Here is a 15663-nt window from a genome sequence, read left to right as displayed (position 1 = left end):
CTGCGGCCGGGGCTTAGTAGCGGTAGCTGTCCGGCTTGAACGGGCCTTCCACGGCCACGCCGATGTACTCGGCCTGCTTCGGCGTCAGCTGGGTGACCACGCCACCGAAGCCCTTGACCATTTCCAGGGCCACTTCCTCGTCCAGTTTCTTCGGCAGCACTTCCACGCACAGGCGCGCGGCCTTCTCGGCCGCCGGCAGGTCGGCGAACTTCTGGCCGAACAGGAAGATCTGCGCCAGCACCTGGTTGGCGAAGGAGCCGTCCATGATCCGGCTCGGGTGGCCGGTGGCGTTGCCCAGGTTGACCAGGCGGCCTTCGGCCAGGAGGATCAGGTAGTCGTCGTTGAGCGGGTCGAGGTCCAGGCCGGTGCGGTGAACCTTGTGCACCTGCGGCTTGACCTCTTCCCATGCCCAGTGCTTGCGCATGAAGGCGGTGTCGATCTCGTTGTCGAAGTGGCCGATGTTGCACACCACGGCGCGCTTCTTCAGCGCCTTGAGCATGCCGGCGTCGCAGACGTTGACGTTACCGGTGGTGGTGACGATCAGGTCGATCTTGCCCAGCAGCTCGGCGTCGACGCTGGCCTCGGTGCCGTCGTTGAGGCCGTTCTTGTAGGGGGAGACCAGCTCGAAGCCGTCCATGCAGGCCTGCATGGCGCAGATCGGGTCGACTTCGCTGACCTTGACGATCATGCCTTCCTGGCGCAGCGACTGGGCCGAGCCCTTGCCCACGTCGCCGTAGCCGATCACCAGGGCCTGCTTGCCCGACAGCAGGTGGTCGGTGCCGCGCTTGATGGCGTCGTTGAGGCTGTGGCGGCAGCCGTACTTGTTGTCGTTCTTGCTCTTGGTCACCGAGTCGTTGACGTTGACCGCCGGGACTTTCAGGGTGCCGGCCTTGAGCATGTCGAGCAGGCGGTGCACGCCGGTGGTGGTTTCCTCGGTGATGCCGTGGATCTTCTCCAGCATCGCCGGGTATTTCTTGTGCAGGATCTCGGTCAGGTCGCCGCCGTCGTCCAGGACCATGTTGGCGTCCCAGGGCTGGCCGTCCTTGAGGATGGTCTGCTCGATGCACCACTCGTACTCGGCCTCGGTCTCGCCCTTCCAGGCGAACACCGGGATGCCGGCGGCGGCGATGGCGGCGGCGGCCTGGTCCTGGGTGGAGAAGATGTTGCAGCTCGACCAGCGCACCTCGGCGCCCAGGGCGATCAGGGTCTCGATCAGCACGCCGGTCTGGATGGTCATGTGGATGCAGCCGAGGATCTTCGCGCCCTTGAGCGGTTGCTCGGCAGCGTACTTGCGGCGCAGGCCCATCAGTGCCGGCATCTCGGATTCGGCGATGATCAGCTCGCGGCGGCCCCAGGCGGCCAGGGAAATGTCGGCGACCTTGTAGTCGGTGAAACCGGCAGGCGTCAGTACAGCGCTCATAACTGAGTTCTCCATTCGTTGTCTGCGAATGGGCGCCGTTGATGCGTATGGATAACGCCCCATCCGAGCCTGACAAATCCTCAGCGAATGAGGCTTGCTGCAGCGCCCCTCGGACGGGTGGCGGGCACGACCGGAGCGGTGCCGGTCGCGTGAAACCTGCGAATTATAGCCAGGCTTGCGGCCAAGCCCAAGGCTTTCCGTCGCCGCCGGGCCGACAGCTGCGGCAAAACACCGCGCTTGGCCGGGGCGCCGCGAGTGGGGATACTGTGGCCCGCCTTCGTCGCCGAATCCGTGGTCCATGAAATTGAAAATCGCCTTACCCGTCCTGCTCGCCAGCCTGGCCCTCGTCGCTTGCGGCGAGGTCGATCCGAACTCGCCCCTGGGCCAGCGCCAGACCATCTTCAAGCAGATGCTCAAGACCAGCGAAGACCTCGGCGGCATGCTGCGCGGGCGCCTGGCCTTCGACGGGCAGCGCTTCACCGAGGGCGCCGCCGAGCTGGACCGGCTGGCCCACGCACCCTGGCAGCACTTCCCCCAGGTGCGGGAGGAGGACGGCACCCAGGCCAGGGACGAGGTGTGGCAGCGCCAGGCGCGCTTCCAGCAGCTGGCCCGCGAGCTGGAAGGCGCCACCGCCGCGCTGGTTGCCGCCACCACCGCCAAGCCGCTGCGCGAGCGCGAACTGGCGCCGGCCATGCAGCGCGTCGAGGAGAGCTGCGAGGCCTGTCATCAGGAGTTTCGCGCGTTCTGAGCGGGCGGGCGACTGCACCCTCGTGCCGTTGTCCAACTAATAAAAAGCCCCGCGGATGCGGGGCTTTTTCGTGGTGCCGGGAGGCGCTTACAGGCCGGCGGCGGCGCGCAGTTCGGCGGCCTTGTCGGTCTTCTCCCAGGTGAAGGCGGTGAAGCTGTCGTCGCCGTAGCTCATCTCGAACGGCTCGCGGCCGAAGTGGCCGTAGGCCGCGGTCGGCTGGTACATCGGGTGGAGCAGGTCGAGCATCTTGGTGATGGCGTAGGGGCGCAGGTCGAAGACCTCGCGCACCAGCTTGATGATGGTCTCGTCGCTGACCTTGTTGGTGCCGAAGGTGTTGATCGAGATGGAGGTCGGCTGGGCCACGCCGATGGCGTAGGACACCTGGATCTCGCAGCGCTCGGCCAGGCCCGCGGCGACGATGTTCTTGGCCACGTAGCGGCCGGCGTAGGCGGCGCTGCGGTCGACCTTGGACGGGTCCTTGCCGGAGAAGGCGCCGCCGCCGTGGCGGGCCATGCCGCCGTAGGAGTCGACGATGATCTTGCGCCCGGTCAGGCCGCAGTCGCCCACCGGGCCGCCGATGATGAACTGGCCGGTGGGGTTGATGTGGAACTGGGTGTCCTTGTGCAGCAGCTCGGCCGGCAGCACGTGCTTGACGATCAGCTCCATCACGCCTTCGCGCAGGTCGTTGTAGCTGACGTCCGGATTGTGCTGGGTGGACAGCACCACGGCGTCGATGCCGGTGACCTTGCCGTTCTCGTAGCGGCAGGTGACCTGGCTCTTGGCGTCCGGGCGCAGCCAGGGCAGCAGGCCGGACTTGCGTGCCTCGGCCTGGCGCTCGACCAGGCGGTGGCTGAAGCAGATCGGCGCCGGCATCAGCACGTCGGTCTCGTTGCTGGCGTAGCCGAACATCAGGCCCTGGTCGCCGGCGCCCTGGTCTTCCGGCTTGGCCCGGTCGACGCCCTGGTTGATGTCCGGGGACTGCTTGCCGATGATGTTGATGATGCCGCAGGTGGCGCCGTCGAAGCCGACGTCGGAGCTGTCGTAGCCGATGTCGATGATCACCTTGCGCACCAGCTCTTCCAGGTCGACCCAGGCGCTGGTGGTGACTTCGCCGGCGATGATCGCCACGCCGGTCTTGACCAGGGTCTCGCAGGCCACGCGGGCATACTTGTCCTGGGCGATGATGGCATCGAGCACCGCGTCGGAGATCTGGTCGGCGATCTTGTCCGGATGGCCTTCGGACACGGACTCGGAGGTAAACAGGGAGTAGTCGCTCATCTATCGGTCTTCCTAAATTAATTACCGGTGGGTGAGGGTGGCCCGTGGGCCGGTGTGTTCATCCGGCTTGGCGAAATGCCGCACCTGAATCTGGAAACCATTGCGCAGGCCCACGTACTGGCTATCGCCGGGTATGAGCCCCGCGGCGCTGGCCCAGCGGGCCAGGTCGTCCTGTTCGAAGCCCAGCCAGAGATCGCCGCAGGCCTGCCTGGCCCAACTCTGGTCGTGGCTGCACAACTCGCTGATCAGCAGGCTGCCGCCGTGGTTTACCCGCCGCGCCAGCTGCTTGAGCGCCTCGGCCGGTGCGGCGAAATGGTGCAGGACCATGTTCAGCACCAGGCAATCGGCGCCCGGGTAATCGTCATTCAGCGCATCGGCCAGGCGCAGCTCGACATTGCCCAGCCCATGTTTCTCGCAGCGCTGGCGCGCCAGCTCGAGCATTGCCGCGCTGTTGTCCAGCGCGGTGACCCGCTTGAAGCGCCGCGCCAGCTCGGGCAGGAAACTGCCGTCGCCGGGGCCGACCTCCAGGGCCGTGGCCTCGTGCGCCAGGTCCAGGGCGTCGAGCAGCGCCAGCACGCTGTCGCGGTACTGCGGCAGGCCGGCGATCAGGTCCTGCTGGGCCTGGAAGCTGGCCGCCGTGCGGGCGAAGAAGTCCCGGCTGGTCGCCGCCCGCCGGGCATGCACTTCGGCGATGCGCGCCTGGGCCTCGGCCGGCAGCGCCAGGCCGTCGGCTTCGCTGAGCAGCGCGGCGTGCAGGGTGCCGCCGAGGGCGTCGCCCTGGGCCAGGGCGCGGCGATAGAAGATCGCGTTGCCCTCGCGGCGGGTGGCCACCAGGCCGGCCTGGGCCAGCACCTTGAGGTGGTGGCTCATGCCCGACTGGCCGATGGCGAAGATCTGCGCCAGTTCCAGCACGCCGAAGGAGTCGTTGGCCAGGGCGCGCAGCACGTTCAGGCGCAGCGGGTCGCCGCCGGCCTTGCACAGGGCGGCCAGTTCGTCGGCGGGCTCGAAGCTCAGCTGGGGGACGCGCATGTTCATGGGGCGCGAAGTCTAGTCGGTCATTTTTCATCCAGCAACAGCAATATCAAAAAGTTTTGATATTGCTGTTGTGGCGCGATTGGCCCCGTGGAGGTCGCAGCAAGGCCGAGAAAACCGCGACCCGCGACCATCTGTCATTGCCCCGCGGCGCCCGGCTGGGCGAAAATGGCCGCCTTTTTCGCCCTTTCATCAAGAAGCAGCCCCCGTAGGAGATTAGCGATGCCCAGCCGTCGTGAGCGTGCCAATGCCATTCGTGCCCTGAGCATGGATGCCGTGCAGAAAGCCAACAGCGGCCACCCCGGTGCCCCGATGGGCATGGCGGATATCGCCGAGGTTCTGTGGCGCGACTACCTCAAGCACAACCCGAGCAACCCCGAGTTCGCCGACCGCGACCGTTTCGTGCTGTCCAACGGCCACGGCTCGATGCTGATCTATTCGCTGCTGCACCTGACCGGCTACGACCTGGGGATCGAAGACCTCAAACAGTTCCGCCAGATGGACAGCCGCACCCCGGGTCACCCGGAATACGGCTACACCCCGGGCGTGGAGACCACCACCGGCCCGCTCGGCCAGGGCCTGGCCAACGCCGTGGGCCTGGCCATCGCCGAAAAGGTCCTGGCCGCGCAGTTCAACCGCGAAGGCCACGGCATCGTCGACCACCACACCTACGTGTTCCTCGGCGACGGCTGCATGATGGAAGGCATCAGCCATGAGGTCTGCTCCCTGGCCGGCACCCTGGGCCTGGGCAAGCTGATCGCCTTCTACGACGACAACGGCATCTCCATCGACGGCGAGGTCGAGGGCTGGTTCACCGACGACACGCCGAACCGCTTCGAGGCCTACGGCTGGCAGGTGATCCGCAACGTCGACGGCCACGACGCCGAAGAAATCAAGATGGCCATCGACACCGCGCGCAAGAGCGCGCAGCCGACCCTGATCTGCTGCAAGACCACCATCGGCTTCGGCTCGCCGAACAAGCAGGGCAAGGAAGACTGCCACGGCGCGCCGCTGGGCGTCGACGAGATCGCCCTGACCCGCGCCACCCTGGGTTGGGAGCACGGCCCCTTCGAGATCCCCGCGGAGATCTACGCCGAGTGGGACGCCAAGCAGGCCGGCGCCGCCGTCGAGGCCGAGTGGAACGAGCGCTTCGCCGCCTATGCCGCCGCCTATCCCGAACTGGCCGCCGAGTTCCAGCGGCGCATCAAGGGCGAACTGCCGGCCGATTTCGCCGAGCAGGCCGCCGCCTATATCCAGGAGGTCGCCGCCAAGGGCGAGACCATCGCCAGCCGCAAGGCCAGCCAGAACGCACTGAACGCCTTCGGCCCGCTGCTGCCGGAGTTCCTCGGCGGTTCCGCCGACCTGGCCGGTTCCAACCTGACCCTGTGGAAGGGCTGCCAGGGGGTCTCGGCCGAGGACGCCTCGGGCAACTACCTGTTCTACGGCGTGCGCGAGTTCGGCATGAGCGCGATCATGAACGGCATCGCCCTGCACGGTGGCTTCATTCCCTACGGCGCGACCTTCCTGGTGTTCATGGAATACGCCTGCAATGCCGTGCGTATGGCCGCGCTGATGAAGCAGCGCGTGCTGTTCGTCTACACCCACGACTCCATCGGCCTGGGCGAGGACGGCCCGACCCATCAGCCGATCGAGCAGCTGGCCAGCCTGCGCTGCACGCCGAACCTCAACACCTGGCGTCCGGCCGACGCGGTGGAGTCGGCGGTGGCCTGGAAGTGCGCCATCGAGCGCAACGACGGCCCCAGCGCACTGATCTTCAGCCGCCAGAACCTGGCGCACCAGAGCCGCGACGCCGCCCAGCTGGGCGACATCGCCCGCGGCGGCTACGTGCTCAAGGACTGCGCCGGCGAGCCGGAGCTGATCCTCATCGCCACCGGCTCGGAAGTCGGCCTGGCCGTGCAGGCCTTCGAGGCGCTGAGCGAGCAGGGCCGCAAGGTGCGCGTGGTGTCGATGCCGTCGACCAGCGTGTTCGACCAGCAGGACGCCGGCTACAAGCAGGCCGTGCTGCCGCTGCAGGTCGGTGCGCGGATCGCCATCGAGGCCGCCCACGCCGACTTCTGGTACAAGTACGTCGGCCTCGAGGGTCGGGTGATCGGAATGACCAGCTTCGGAGAATCGGCGCCGGCGGCGGCGCTGTTCGAGCACTTCGGCTTCACCCTGGAGAACGTCCTGGAAACCGCCGCCGAGCTGCTGGACGCCTGATCACGTAGGATGGGTCGAGGCGCGTAGCGCCGATACCCATCGCGGTGCAGCATGGGTATCGCTGCGCTCAACCCGTCCTACGGTCGTTTTGCCATCGAGATCGCCATGTCCCATCGTCCCTATCGAGTTGCCCTCAACGGCTACGGCCGTATCGGCCGCTGCGTGTTGCGCGCCCTGCACGAACGTGGCGCCGGTGCGCGGTTGGAAATCGTCGCGCTGAACGACCTGGCCGACCAGGCCAGCCTGGAATACCTGACCCGCTTCGACTCCACCCATGGCCGCTTCCCCGGCGAAGTGCGGGTCGAGGGCGACTGCCTGCACATCAACGGCGACTGCGTGAAGGTGTTGCGCGAGGAGGCGCCGGAGGGCATCGACTGGGCGGCGCTGGACATCGACCTGCTGCTGGAGTGTTCCGGCCAGTACACCACCCGCGCCGACGGCGAGCGCTTCCTGGCCGCCGGTGCACCGCGGGTGCTGTTCTCCCAGCCGATGGCCGGTGAGGCGGACATCGACGCCACCATCGTCTACGGGGTCAACCAGCAGCGCCTGACCGGCCGCGAGCGCCTGGTGTCCAATGCCAGCTGCACCACCAACTGCGGGGTGCCGCTGCTCAAGCTGCTCAACGACGCCGTGGGCCTGGAGTACGTGTCCATCACCACCATCCATTCGGCGATGAACGACCAGCCGGTGATCGATGCCTACCACCACGAGGACCTGCGCCGCACGCGCTCGGCCTTCCAGTCGGTGATCCCGGTCTCCACGGGCCTGGCCAAGGGCATCGAGCGCCTGTTGCCGGAGCTGGCCGGGCGCATCCAGGCCAAGGCCATCCGCGTGCCGACGGTCAACGTCTCCTGCCTGGACATCACCCTGCAGACCGCCCGCGACACCAGCGCCGCCGAGATCAACCGGGTGCTGCGTCAGGCCGCGGAAGGCGGGCCGCTCAAGGGCCTGATCGCCTACACCGAGCTGCCCCATGCCAGCTGCGACTTCAACCACGACCCCCATTCGGCGGTGGTCGATGGCAGCCAGACCCGGGTCTCCGGCCCGCGCCTGGTCAACCTGCTGGCCTGGTTCGACAACGAATGGGGCTTCGCCAACCGCATGCTCGATGTGGCCGAACACTTTCTTGCTGTATCCACCGAAACACCAGCCCCCGTGAAGGACTGAATATATGACCGTTGTGAAGATGACCGACCTCGACCTCGCCGGTAAGCGCGTGCTGATCCGCGAAGACCTCAACGTGCCGGTGAAAGACGGCGTGGTGACGAGCGACGCGCGCATCCTCGCGGCCCTGCCGACCCTCAAGCTGGCCCTGGAGCAGGGTGCGGCGGTGCTGGTCTGCTCGCACCTGGGGCGTCCGGAGGAGGGCGTGTTCAGCGCGGCCGACAGCCTGCAGCCGGTAGCCGACTACCTGTCCAAGGCCCTGGGCCGCGACGTGCCGCTGGTCAGGGACTACCTCGGCGGCGTCGCGGTGCAGCCCGGCGAGCTGGTGCTGCTGGAGAACGTGCGTTTCAACCCGGGCGAGAAGAAGAACACCGACGAGTTGGCCCAGCAGTACGCCGCGCTGTGCGACGTGTTCGTCATGGACGCCTTCGGCACCGCCCACCGCGCCCAGGGCTCGACCCACGGCGTGGCCAAGTTCGCCCCGGTGGCCTGCGCCGGCCCGCTGCTGGCCGCCGAGCTGGACGCCCTGGGCAAGGCCCTGGGTAATCCGGCCCAGCCCATGGCGGCGATCGTCGCCGGCTCCAAGGTCTCCACCAAGCTGGACGTGCTCAACAGCCTCAGCCAGGTCTGCGACCAGCTGATCGTCGGTGGCGGCATCGCCAACACCTTCCTCGCCGCCGCCGGCCTGCCGGTGGGCAAGTCGCTGTACGAGGCCGACCTGGTGGAGACCGCCCGCGCCATCGCCGCCAAGGTCAGCGTGCCGCTGCCGGTGGACGTGGTGGTGGCCAAGGCCTTCGCCGAAGACGCCGAGGCGACCGTCAAACCGGTGGCCGAGGTGGCCGCGGACGACATGATCCTCGACATCGGCCCGCAGACCGCCGCGCAGTTCGCCGAGTTGCTCAAGGCCTGCCAGACCATCCTGTGGAACGGCCCGGTCGGAGTCTTCGAGTTCGACCAGTTCGGCAACGGCACCAGGGCCCTGGCCGAAGCCATCGCCGAGAGCCCGGCCTTCTCCATCGCCGGTGGTGGCGACACCCTGGCGGCCATCGACAAGTACGGCGTGGCCGAGCGCATCTCCTACATTTCCACCGGCGGCGGCGCCTTCCTCGAGTTCGTCGAGGGCAAGGTGCTGCCGGCCGTGGCCGTGCTCGAGGAGCGCGCCCGGGGCTGAGGCGGATTCGCCGCGGACCGGGAGCCGACCCCCGGTCCCATGAGACTTGAACACGGCCTGCCCCTGGGGCAGGCTTGCACCGATTAACGACCCCCACCGGGAGAAAGAACACCATGGCACTCATCAGCATGCGCCAGATGCTCGACCACGCCGCCGAATTCGGCTACGGCGTGCCGGCCTTCAACGTCAACAACCTCGAGCAGATGCGCGCCATCATGGAAGCGGCCGACCGGACCGACTCGCCGGTGATCGTCCAGGCCTCGGCCGGCGCCCGCAAGTACGCCGGCGCGCCCTTCCTGCGCCACCTGATCCTCGCCGCCATCGAGGAGTTCCCGCATATCCCGGTGTGCATGCACCAGGACCACGGCACCAGCCCGGCGGTGTGTCAGCGCTCGATCCAGCTGGGCTTCAGCTCGGTGATGATGGACGGCTCGCTCAAGGAAGACGGCAAGACCCCGGCCGACTACGACTACAACGTGCGCGTGACCCAGGAGACCGTGGCCATGGCCCATGCCTGCGGCGTCTCGGTGGAAGGCGAGCTGGGCTGCCTGGGCAGCCTGGAAACCGGCCAGGCCGGCGAGGAAGACGGCATCGGCGCCGAGGGCACCCTGGACCACAGCCAGATGCTCACCGACCCGGAAGAGGCCGCCGACTTCGTCAAGCGCACCCAGGTCGATGCCCTGGCGATTGCCATCGGCACCAGCCACGGCGCCTACAAGTTCACCAAGCCGCCGACCGGCGACATCCTCGCCATCGACCGCATCAAGGCGATCCATGCGCGCATCCCCGACACCCACCTGGTGATGCACGGCTCGAGCAGCGTGCCGCAGGAGTGGCTGGCGGTGATCAACGAGTTCGGCGGCGACATCAAGGAAACCTACGGCGTGCCGGTCGAGGAGATCGTCGAAGGCATCAAGCATGGCGTGCGCAAGGTCAACATCGACACCGACCTGCGCCTGGCCTCCACCGGCGCCATGCGCCGCTTCATGGCCCAGCACCCGAGCGAGTTCGACCCGCGCAAGTTCTTCGCCAAGACCGTCGAGGCCATGCGCGACATCTGCATCGCCCGCTACGAGGCCTTCGGCACCGCCGGCAACGCCTCCAAGATCAAGCCGATGTCCCTGGAAGCCATGTACCTGCGCTACGCCAAGGGCGAGCTGGCCGCCAAGGTCAACTAAGCCTGAGGTCGCAAAAAAGCCCGCTCTAGAGCGGGCTTTTTTGTTGCGCTTGCAGGTGAAGCCGCAGGGTTACTTGACCCAGTGCTTGCCCCAGTGGGTGATGTCGTAGGCCGCGGACTTCTGGGCGCTGAAGGCGCGGCTGCTCGGCTTCTGCTGGGCTGCAGCGATTTCGTCGTCGATGATCTGGGTCGACAGCGACAGCCAACTGGTGGCGAAGGCGGCGGCATCGCCGTTGATCTCCAGTGCCTGCCGGTCGATGTTGAGGACGTTGTCGCAGGCCTGGTGGTAGCAGGGGTCGAAGGCGACCCCGGCGTCGCCGCCGTACTTCGCCGCCTGTTCCTCGCTCTTCAGCACTTCGGCGCCGGTGAACAGGCCGCCGAAGGCGATGCCGTCGAGGAAGAACTGCGCATAGTCGGAGCGGAAGCTGATCTCGTCGCCTTCCGACGGCAGGGCGCGCAGGCGGTAGTAAGTCTCGAACAGCTTCTCCACCGCCGCCGAGCCGGGCGGGCCTTCGAGGCCGAAGTCCGAGCCGTCGCCGTCGTAGATGAAGTAGGCGAAGTTCGGCGAGGCGATCATGTCGAAGTTCAGGTAGACCTTGACCTTGGCCTTCTCTTCGGCGCTGAGGGTCTTCACGTAGTGGGTCGAGCCGACCAGGCCGGACTCTTCGGCGCCCCACCAGGCGAAGCGTACCTTGTTGCGCGGCCGGGCCTTGCGCATCTGCAGGGCCATTTCCAGCACGGCGGCACTGCCCGAGCCGTTGTCCTGGATGCCGCCGCCTTCGAACACCGAGTCGAGGTGGGCGCCGACCATCACCACGTTGTCCGGGTTGCCCCGACGGGTCTCGGCGATGATGTTGAAGGTCTCGGTCTTCTCGCGCACCACGTCGACCAGCAGGCGCAGTTGCAGGCCGGCGGTGGTCGCCCAGGCCGCCCCCAGGTCATAGGTGGCGAACAGCACCGGAATGCCGCCTGCGTAACCATCGCCCAGGGTCGCGTTGAGCAGGCCCTTGCGGTCCTCGCTGTTGCCCTGGTTGAAGATGATCGCACCGACGGCACCGGCCGCCGCGGCGTTCTCCGCCTTCTGCTCGAAGCTGCAGGCGCCGCGCTGAATCAGGGCGATGGCGCCGGCGGGGAAGCCGGCGAAGTCCTCGGCCTCGCAGCCACTGGTGGAGGCGTTGTCCGGGCCCAGGGCCAGGTCTACCGGGGCGACGCTGGCGGTGAGGTTGCCGGCTTCGGTCTGCGACAGGTAGGTGAAGTCCTTCTCCCACTCATAACTGGTCGGCGTGGGCGCCACTATGGCCAGCTCGCCCGGGCCCTGGGGGTAGAACGCGGTGAAGGGGAAGGGCTGCAAGGTGACCTGGTAACCGGCCTGCTCCAGGGTCTGTTTCACGTAGTCCACCGAGGCCTGGTAGCCCGGCAGGCCCGCGGCGCGGGTGCCGCCGTTGGCCGCGGCGATGTCCTGCAGCATCTGCAGGTGATACAGGGTCTTGCTGGCCTGCATGCAGCGGGGCAGGCCCAGGGGGCTGTTGTTCAGCAGCAACGAGTTGCAGCCGGCCGAGGTCGGTCGGGCCGGGCTCCAGAATTCGTTGAGCAGGTCGCTGGGCGACGGCGGGGCGGCCTGCAGGCCGGTGGAAAGCGCGAGGGCAAGCGCCCCGCCGAGAAAACGCCAGTGGGTAACTGTTTTGTTCATGGTTCCTCCAATCCTTAGGGAGAGCGCGTTGCCAGGCCGGCTTGTGGCCCCTGGCGACTGGTCCTTGACTGCATCGATCCGGACGCGAGTCTGAAGCGTAGTCGGGGTTTGCGGAATGTGGAGCGCACGTACCATCTCTGTGAATTGCGGCACTCTTTAGCGCGGTTGCCTGGCCGAAAGAGCCGTTGTCAGTGGGGGGCGGCCGGGACTCGGCGACCGGCGGTAGGCGTGTCGCCGGGGGTTGCGGCATACTCCGCGGCCCCGACTCTTGCTCGTGAGTGACCAGGCTGCGGCCATGACGCCACTGAAATATCTCCAGGGTTATCCCGCCCATCTGCTCGACCAAGTGCACCGGCTGATCGCCGAGCGGCGCCTGGGCGACTACCTGGGCCGGCGTTATGGCGGCCGGCATGAGGTGCAGAGCGATAAGGCGCTGTATGCCTACGCCATGGCCCTCAAGCAGGAACATCTGCGCAAGGCGCCGCCGTTGGACAAGGTGCTGTACGACAATCGCCTGGACCTGACCCACCGTGCCCTGGGCCTGCACACCGCGGTCTCGCGGGTGCAGGGCGGCAAGCTCAAGGCGAAGAAGGAGATCCGCGTCGCTTCGTTGTTCAAGGAAGCGGCTCCGGAGTTTCTGCAGATGATCGTGGTGCACGAGCTGGCGCACCTGAGGGAGAGCGAGCACAACAAGGCCTTCTACCAGTTATGCGAGCACATGCTGCCCGGGTACCGGCAGCTGGAGTTCGACCTGCGTCTGTACCTGACCTGGCGCGAGCTGTCCCCGGCTTAGTCGGGGCTAGCCGCGCAGCATCAGGTTGAGCTGGTCGACCACCTCGGCCCAGTCGGCGTCCTCGAGGATTTCCTCGCGCAGGAAGCTCGCCTGGGCCGGGCTCCAGAACGGCGCGTCGGCCAGCTTGCAGGTCGGCGCCAGGGGCGAATGGGTGCGGACGAAGCGCTCGATGCCGGCCTGGTCGGCGGGCAGGCCGAGCTGTTTGAACAGGGCCGGGAGACTGTGGATGGGGGTTTCCATGATGGGTTCCTCTGCTCGGTGAACAGGGCGCTGAAACGGCGCCGGCCGGCGCGCGGCGCTGCCTCTATCAGCCTAGCGCAGATACGGGGCGATCGGCTCAGAGGGCCCGCAGCACCTCGAAGTGCTGCAGTCCGCCGGCCACCCGGATCTCCACCTCGTCGCCCACGTCGCTGCCGAGCAGGCGCTGGCCCAGGGGCGCCCGCGGGCTGATCACCAGCACCTCCTGGTCCTGCCACTGCAGCTTCAGGCCGGCGCTGTCCGGGCCGAGCAGCAGGCATTGCACCCTGTCGTGGGCATCGGCCAGCCACACCAGGGTGCCGAGCCCGATGCCCTGTCCCGCCTCGTAGGGGCGCGGCGTAAGCCGTTGCCAGGCGCTCAGGGCCTGGCGAATTTCCTCCACCCGCCGTGCCTGCCCGGCCGCCAGGTAGGCGGCTTCCAGGCCGAGGGTGTCGTACTTGTTCTCGGCGATGTTCTCTTCGTGGGTGGCCGCCTCGTGGGCGCTCAGCGCCGCCCGTTCGGCCGAGGCCAGGTCGGCCTGGAGGCGCTCGAGGAGCAGCTGCTGCAGCTGGGCTTTGTTCAAGGTCGGCTCGCCAAGTAGAGGAGGGTGGGCAATTATCGGCGATCGGCCGCGGCCTTTGCACCAAGGTCTAGTGTCGCCCCGGCGCCCCTGGCGGCATGCTGCCCAAGGAGCCAATCAGAGCGAGGGTGCGAGATGAACATGCTGCGGTCATTGGGATTCTTCTTCCTGTTCCTACTGGTACCGCTGGGTGCCCTGCTGGCCAACTACCCGGGGCCGGTCGTCGAGTGGTTGGGCAACCTGTTCGGCGTGCCGGTCAGTCGCGGCAACCTCGGCGCCGGCTTCATGCTGCTGGCGGCGATCTGCCTGAAGCTCGACCTGGGCATTCGTCGCCGCGCCCAGGCGCGTCAAACCGGGCTGGCCTGAGGCGGCCGGACACCGCGGGTTGGCTGGTGCGCAGCGCAGGGCGAGCTTGGCTACACTGCTGGCGACCGGCGGTGGGAGATGGCGATGCAAGCGGCAGACTCGGACTATTCGATTTACCGGCAGCTGGTCTCCCAGCTGATGAGCGACGAGGAGCAGCTGCCGAGCCTGCCGACGCTGACGCTGGAGATCCGCCGCGCTTTGGCCATGCCGGAGGAGGTGAACATCCCCCGCCTGGCCGGCCTGATCGGCCAGGACCCGGCGCTCAGTGCCCTGCTGGTCAAATACGCCTCCAGCCCGTTGCTGCGCACCCGGGTCACGCCCAAGACGCTGGAGGACGTGCTGCGGGTGCTGGGCATGCAGCAGGTGGACCGGGTGGTGATGATGCACAGCATCAAGAGCCTGTTCACCCTGCACAGTGCCGGGCACAAGCAACTGTTCCTGGCGGCCTGGCACCGCCTGACCCTGCAAGGCAGCATCTGCGCCTTCCTGGCGCGTCAGGTCGGGCGCATCCCCGCCGACCATGTGGTGCTGGCCAGCCTGCTCAGCGAGGTGGGGGACTTGGCGGTGCTCTCGGCCTTCAAGGATGGCCATCTGCCGCCCAGTCCGACGCGCTACGCGGAGCTATGCCGCGCCTATGGCCGCTCGCTGGGGGTGATTCTGTTGAAGAAGTGGGCGGTGGACGAGGAATACGTGCAGATCGTGCGCGAGGTGGACAACTGGAGCCTGCAGCGGGTGCGGCAACTGGAGCTGCTCGATCTGGTCAACCTCGGCCGCTACCACGTCCTCGCCGGCGATGCCGAGCGGCCCCCGCTGGCGAGCCTGGCGGCCTATGCCAAGCTCATTGCCCCCTACAACGAACTGGCGCTCGACGGTCGCCTGTGCCTGGTCGAGCAGCACTGGGACGACATTCAGACGCTGGCCGCGACCCTGCGCTAGCCCACGCCGGTGCGCAGCCCGCGCAAGGTGTCAGGGCGCTTCGGCATGGGGCAGCCAGCGCCGGACGATGCGCTGCAGGCTGCCGTCCTGGCGCATGGCCTCGAGCTGCAGCTGCCACTGGTCGACCACGAGCGGATCGGTTTGCGGGGAGAAGGCGATGTAGTAGTCGGACTGCATGAGCACCATGTGCGGCTGGACCTCTTCCGGGGTCAGGCCGCCGGTGGTCAGCTCATCGCGCAGGGTGATGTCCTCGGTGGCGATCAGCTTGACCCGGCCGTGCTTGAGCATGGTCACCATCTGCTTGGGGCCGGGCACGCCGTAGACGTTCTGCAGGCCCCGGGCGAGCAGGGTTTCGTGGGTGTACCAGTGCTTGGGCACGGCCAGCGGCCCGCTCCGCCCGGCCTGCTCCAGGCTGTCGATCTGCAGGCCGCTGGTGCGCAGCGAGTAGAAGCGGGTCTTGCCGCGGATCAACGGCCCCACCCACTGGAACAGCGCCTCGCGCTCGGGGGTGCGCACGGTGGAGAAGAGGGCGGTATTGGCCTGTTGCTGGGCCATCTGGTAGCCGCGGGTCCAGGGCACCAGATCGACCTGGGCGGCCTGGCCGGTGCGCTGGATCAGGGCCTCGACGATGTCCACCGACATGCCGGTTAGCTGGCCGTCCTGGATGAAGCTCATCGGCGGCGCATCCTCGGTCAGCAGGCGCAACTCGGCCTGGCTCTGCGCGCCCAGCAGGCAGGCCAAGAAGAGGCCGATCAAGCTGCGGTACGGGGTGGCCATGGCGTTTCTCCAGATTGCTGTCGGCATAGCCTAACGCCGGCCGTGCTGCGGCACCATGGGGGCTGCTGCAGGGC

Annotated in this window: 15 protein-coding genes and 1 riboswitch; of the genes, 8 read left to right on the top strand and 7 right to left on the bottom strand. The window is 67.6% G+C overall.

Annotation, left to right across the window (positions count from 1 at the left end; translation table 11 throughout):
• Positions 1–13 precede the first annotated feature (13 nt).
• Entirely contained in the window at positions 14–1420 is a 1407-nt protein-coding gene (locus SBP02_RS19195; protein ID WP_318643995.1) for an adenosylhomocysteinase, read from the bottom strand.
• Positions 1421–1443: 23 nt separating this feature from the next.
• Positions 1444–1537, bottom strand: a riboswitch (S-adenosyl-L-homocysteine riboswitch).
• Between the two features lie 181 nt (positions 1538–1718).
• On the opposite strand from SBP02_RS19195, the gene SBP02_RS19190 reads away from it, so the two are divergent.
• On the top strand, positions 1719–2168 hold the full coding sequence (locus SBP02_RS19190) for a c-type cytochrome (protein ID WP_318643994.1): 450 nt from the start codon (positions 1719–1721) through the stop codon (positions 2166–2168).
• 87 nt (positions 2169–2255) lie between these two features.
• Here the strand turns inward: SBP02_RS19190 and metK are convergent, their stop codons facing one another.
• A complete protein-coding gene (gene metK, locus SBP02_RS19185) occupies positions 2256–3446 on the bottom strand; it encodes a methionine adenosyltransferase (RefSeq protein WP_318643993.1) in 1191 nt (396 codons plus the stop codon).
• A 21-nt stretch (positions 3447–3467) separates the two neighbouring features.
• Positions 3468–4481, bottom strand: coding sequence for an ArsR/SmtB family transcription factor (locus tag SBP02_RS19180; protein ID WP_318643992.1), 1014 nt, complete (start codon positions 4479–4481; stop codon positions 3468–3470).
• Between the two features lie 219 nt (positions 4482–4700).
• On the opposite strand from SBP02_RS19180, the gene tkt reads away from it, so the two are divergent.
• The 4 genes from tkt to fba all read left to right on the top strand — a co-directional run bounded on the left by tkt (position 4701) and on the right by fba (position 10211).
• Positions 4701–6698, top strand: coding sequence for a transketolase (tkt, locus tag SBP02_RS19175; RefSeq protein WP_318643991.1), 1998 nt, complete (start codon positions 4701–4703; stop codon positions 6696–6698).
• Between the two features lie 105 nt (positions 6699–6803).
• The gene (epd, locus tag SBP02_RS19170) at positions 6804–7865 is read left to right on the top strand and encodes an erythrose-4-phosphate dehydrogenase (RefSeq protein ID WP_318646379.1); all 1062 of its coding nucleotides are present in this window, start codon (positions 6804–6806) and stop codon (positions 7863–7865) included.
• Between the two features lie 4 nt (positions 7866–7869).
• On the top strand, positions 7870–9033 hold the full coding sequence (locus SBP02_RS19165; RefSeq protein ID WP_318643990.1) for a phosphoglycerate kinase: 1164 nt from the start codon (positions 7870–7872) through the stop codon (positions 9031–9033).
• A 113-nt stretch (positions 9034–9146) separates the two neighbouring features.
• The gene (gene fba / locus SBP02_RS19160) at positions 9147–10211 is read left to right on the top strand and encodes a class II fructose-bisphosphate aldolase (RefSeq protein ID WP_318643989.1); all 1065 of its coding nucleotides are present in this window, start codon (positions 9147–9149) and stop codon (positions 10209–10211) included.
• 69 nt (positions 10212–10280) lie between these two features.
• Here fba and SBP02_RS19155 read toward each other — a convergent pair whose 3' ends face one another.
• Positions 10281–11900 (bottom strand): M28 family metallopeptidase, encoded by a 1620-nt coding sequence (locus SBP02_RS19155; RefSeq protein WP_318643988.1) that lies wholly within the window; start codon positions 11898–11900, stop codon positions 10281–10283.
• A 295-nt stretch (positions 11901–12195) separates the two neighbouring features.
• Between SBP02_RS19155 and SBP02_RS19150 the strand changes: the two genes are divergently transcribed.
• Positions 12196–12693 carry a M48 family metallopeptidase gene (locus tag SBP02_RS19150; protein WP_318643987.1) on the top strand — a complete coding sequence of 166 codons (498 nt, stop codon included), beginning with the start codon at positions 12196–12198 and terminating at the stop codon, positions 12691–12693.
• A gap of 6 nt (positions 12694–12699) precedes the next feature.
• Here SBP02_RS19150 and SBP02_RS19145 read toward each other — a convergent pair whose 3' ends face one another.
• Together SBP02_RS19145 and SBP02_RS19140 are read right to left on the bottom strand one after the other, a co-directional pair.
• Positions 12700–12933 (bottom strand): DUF2789 domain-containing protein, encoded by a 234-nt coding sequence (locus tag SBP02_RS19145; protein ID WP_318643986.1) that lies wholly within the window; start codon positions 12931–12933, stop codon positions 12700–12702.
• Between the two features lie 97 nt (positions 12934–13030).
• On the bottom strand, positions 13031–13513 hold the full coding sequence (locus SBP02_RS19140) for a GreA/GreB family elongation factor (protein ID WP_318643985.1): 483 nt from the start codon (positions 13511–13513) through the stop codon (positions 13031–13033).
• Positions 13514–13645: 132 nt separating this feature from the next.
• Here SBP02_RS19140 and SBP02_RS19135 point away from each other — a divergent pair, with 132 nt between their 5' ends.
• Positions 13646–13876, top strand: coding sequence for a hypothetical protein (locus SBP02_RS19135; RefSeq protein ID WP_318643984.1), 231 nt, complete (start codon positions 13646–13648; stop codon positions 13874–13876).
• A gap of 84 nt (positions 13877–13960) precedes the next feature.
• Positions 13961–14812 (top strand): HDOD domain-containing protein, encoded by an 852-nt coding sequence (locus tag SBP02_RS19130; protein WP_318643983.1) that lies wholly within the window; start codon positions 13961–13963, stop codon positions 14810–14812.
• Positions 14813–14842: 30 nt separating this feature from the next.
• On the opposite strand, the gene SBP02_RS19125 is transcribed toward SBP02_RS19130, so the two are convergent.
• Positions 14843–15589, bottom strand: a complete 747-nt coding sequence (locus SBP02_RS19125; RefSeq protein ID WP_318643982.1) for a substrate-binding periplasmic protein — start codon at positions 15587–15589, stop codon at positions 14843–14845.
• Positions 15590–15663: the final 74 nt, after the last annotated feature.

Source organism: Pseudomonas benzenivorans (genome assembly GCF_033547155.1).
Classification (GTDB): Bacteria; Pseudomonadota; Gammaproteobacteria; order Pseudomonadales; family Pseudomonadaceae; genus Aquipseudomonas; species Aquipseudomonas benzenivorans_B.
Note: the sequence above shows the minus strand (reverse complement) of the source record. Positions and strands in the feature narration are given on the sequence as shown.

Excerpts from the sequence above, each read along its gene's own strand:
- SBP02_RS19150 (WP_318643987.1), top strand. The coding sequence starts at position 12,196 with ATGACGCCACTGAAATATCTCCAGGGTTATCCCGCCCATCTGCTCGAC.
- SBP02_RS19130 (WP_318643983.1), top strand. The coding sequence starts at position 13,961 with ATGCAAGCGGCAGACTCGGACTATTCGATTTACCGGCAGCTGGTCTCC.
- SBP02_RS19180 (WP_318643992.1), bottom strand. The coding sequence starts at position 4,481 with ATGAACATGCGCGTCCCCCAGCTGAGCTTCGAGCCCGCCGACGAACTG.
- SBP02_RS19195 (WP_318643995.1), bottom strand. The coding sequence starts at position 1,420 with ATGAGCGCTGTACTGACGCCTGCCGGTTTCACCGACTACAAGGTCGCC.
- SBP02_RS19145 (WP_318643986.1), bottom strand. The coding sequence starts at position 12,933 with ATGGAAACCCCCATCCACAGTCTCCCGGCCCTGTTCAAACAGCTCGGC.
- SBP02_RS19135 (WP_318643984.1), top strand. The coding sequence starts at position 13,646 with ATGAACATGCTGCGGTCATTGGGATTCTTCTTCCTGTTCCTACTGGTA.
- SBP02_RS19155 (WP_318643988.1), bottom strand. The coding sequence starts at position 11,900 with ATGAACAAAACAGTTACCCACTGGCGTTTTCTCGGCGGGGCGCTTGCC.
- SBP02_RS19125 (WP_318643982.1), bottom strand. The coding sequence starts at position 15,589 with ATGGCCACCCCGTACCGCAGCTTGATCGGCCTCTTCTTGGCCTGCCTG.
- epd (WP_318646379.1), top strand. The coding sequence starts at position 6,804 with ATGTCCCATCGTCCCTATCGAGTTGCCCTCAACGGCTACGGCCGTATC.
- fba (WP_318643989.1), top strand. The coding sequence starts at position 9,147 with ATGGCACTCATCAGCATGCGCCAGATGCTCGACCACGCCGCCGAATTC.
- SBP02_RS19190 (WP_318643994.1), top strand. The coding sequence starts at position 1,719 with ATGAAATTGAAAATCGCCTTACCCGTCCTGCTCGCCAGCCTGGCCCTC.
- tkt (WP_318643991.1), top strand. The coding sequence starts at position 4,701 with ATGCCCAGCCGTCGTGAGCGTGCCAATGCCATTCGTGCCCTGAGCATG.
- SBP02_RS19165 (WP_318643990.1), top strand. The coding sequence starts at position 7,870 with ATGACCGTTGTGAAGATGACCGACCTCGACCTCGCCGGTAAGCGCGTG.
- metK (WP_318643993.1), bottom strand. The coding sequence starts at position 3,446 with ATGAGCGACTACTCCCTGTTTACCTCCGAGTCCGTGTCCGAAGGCCAT.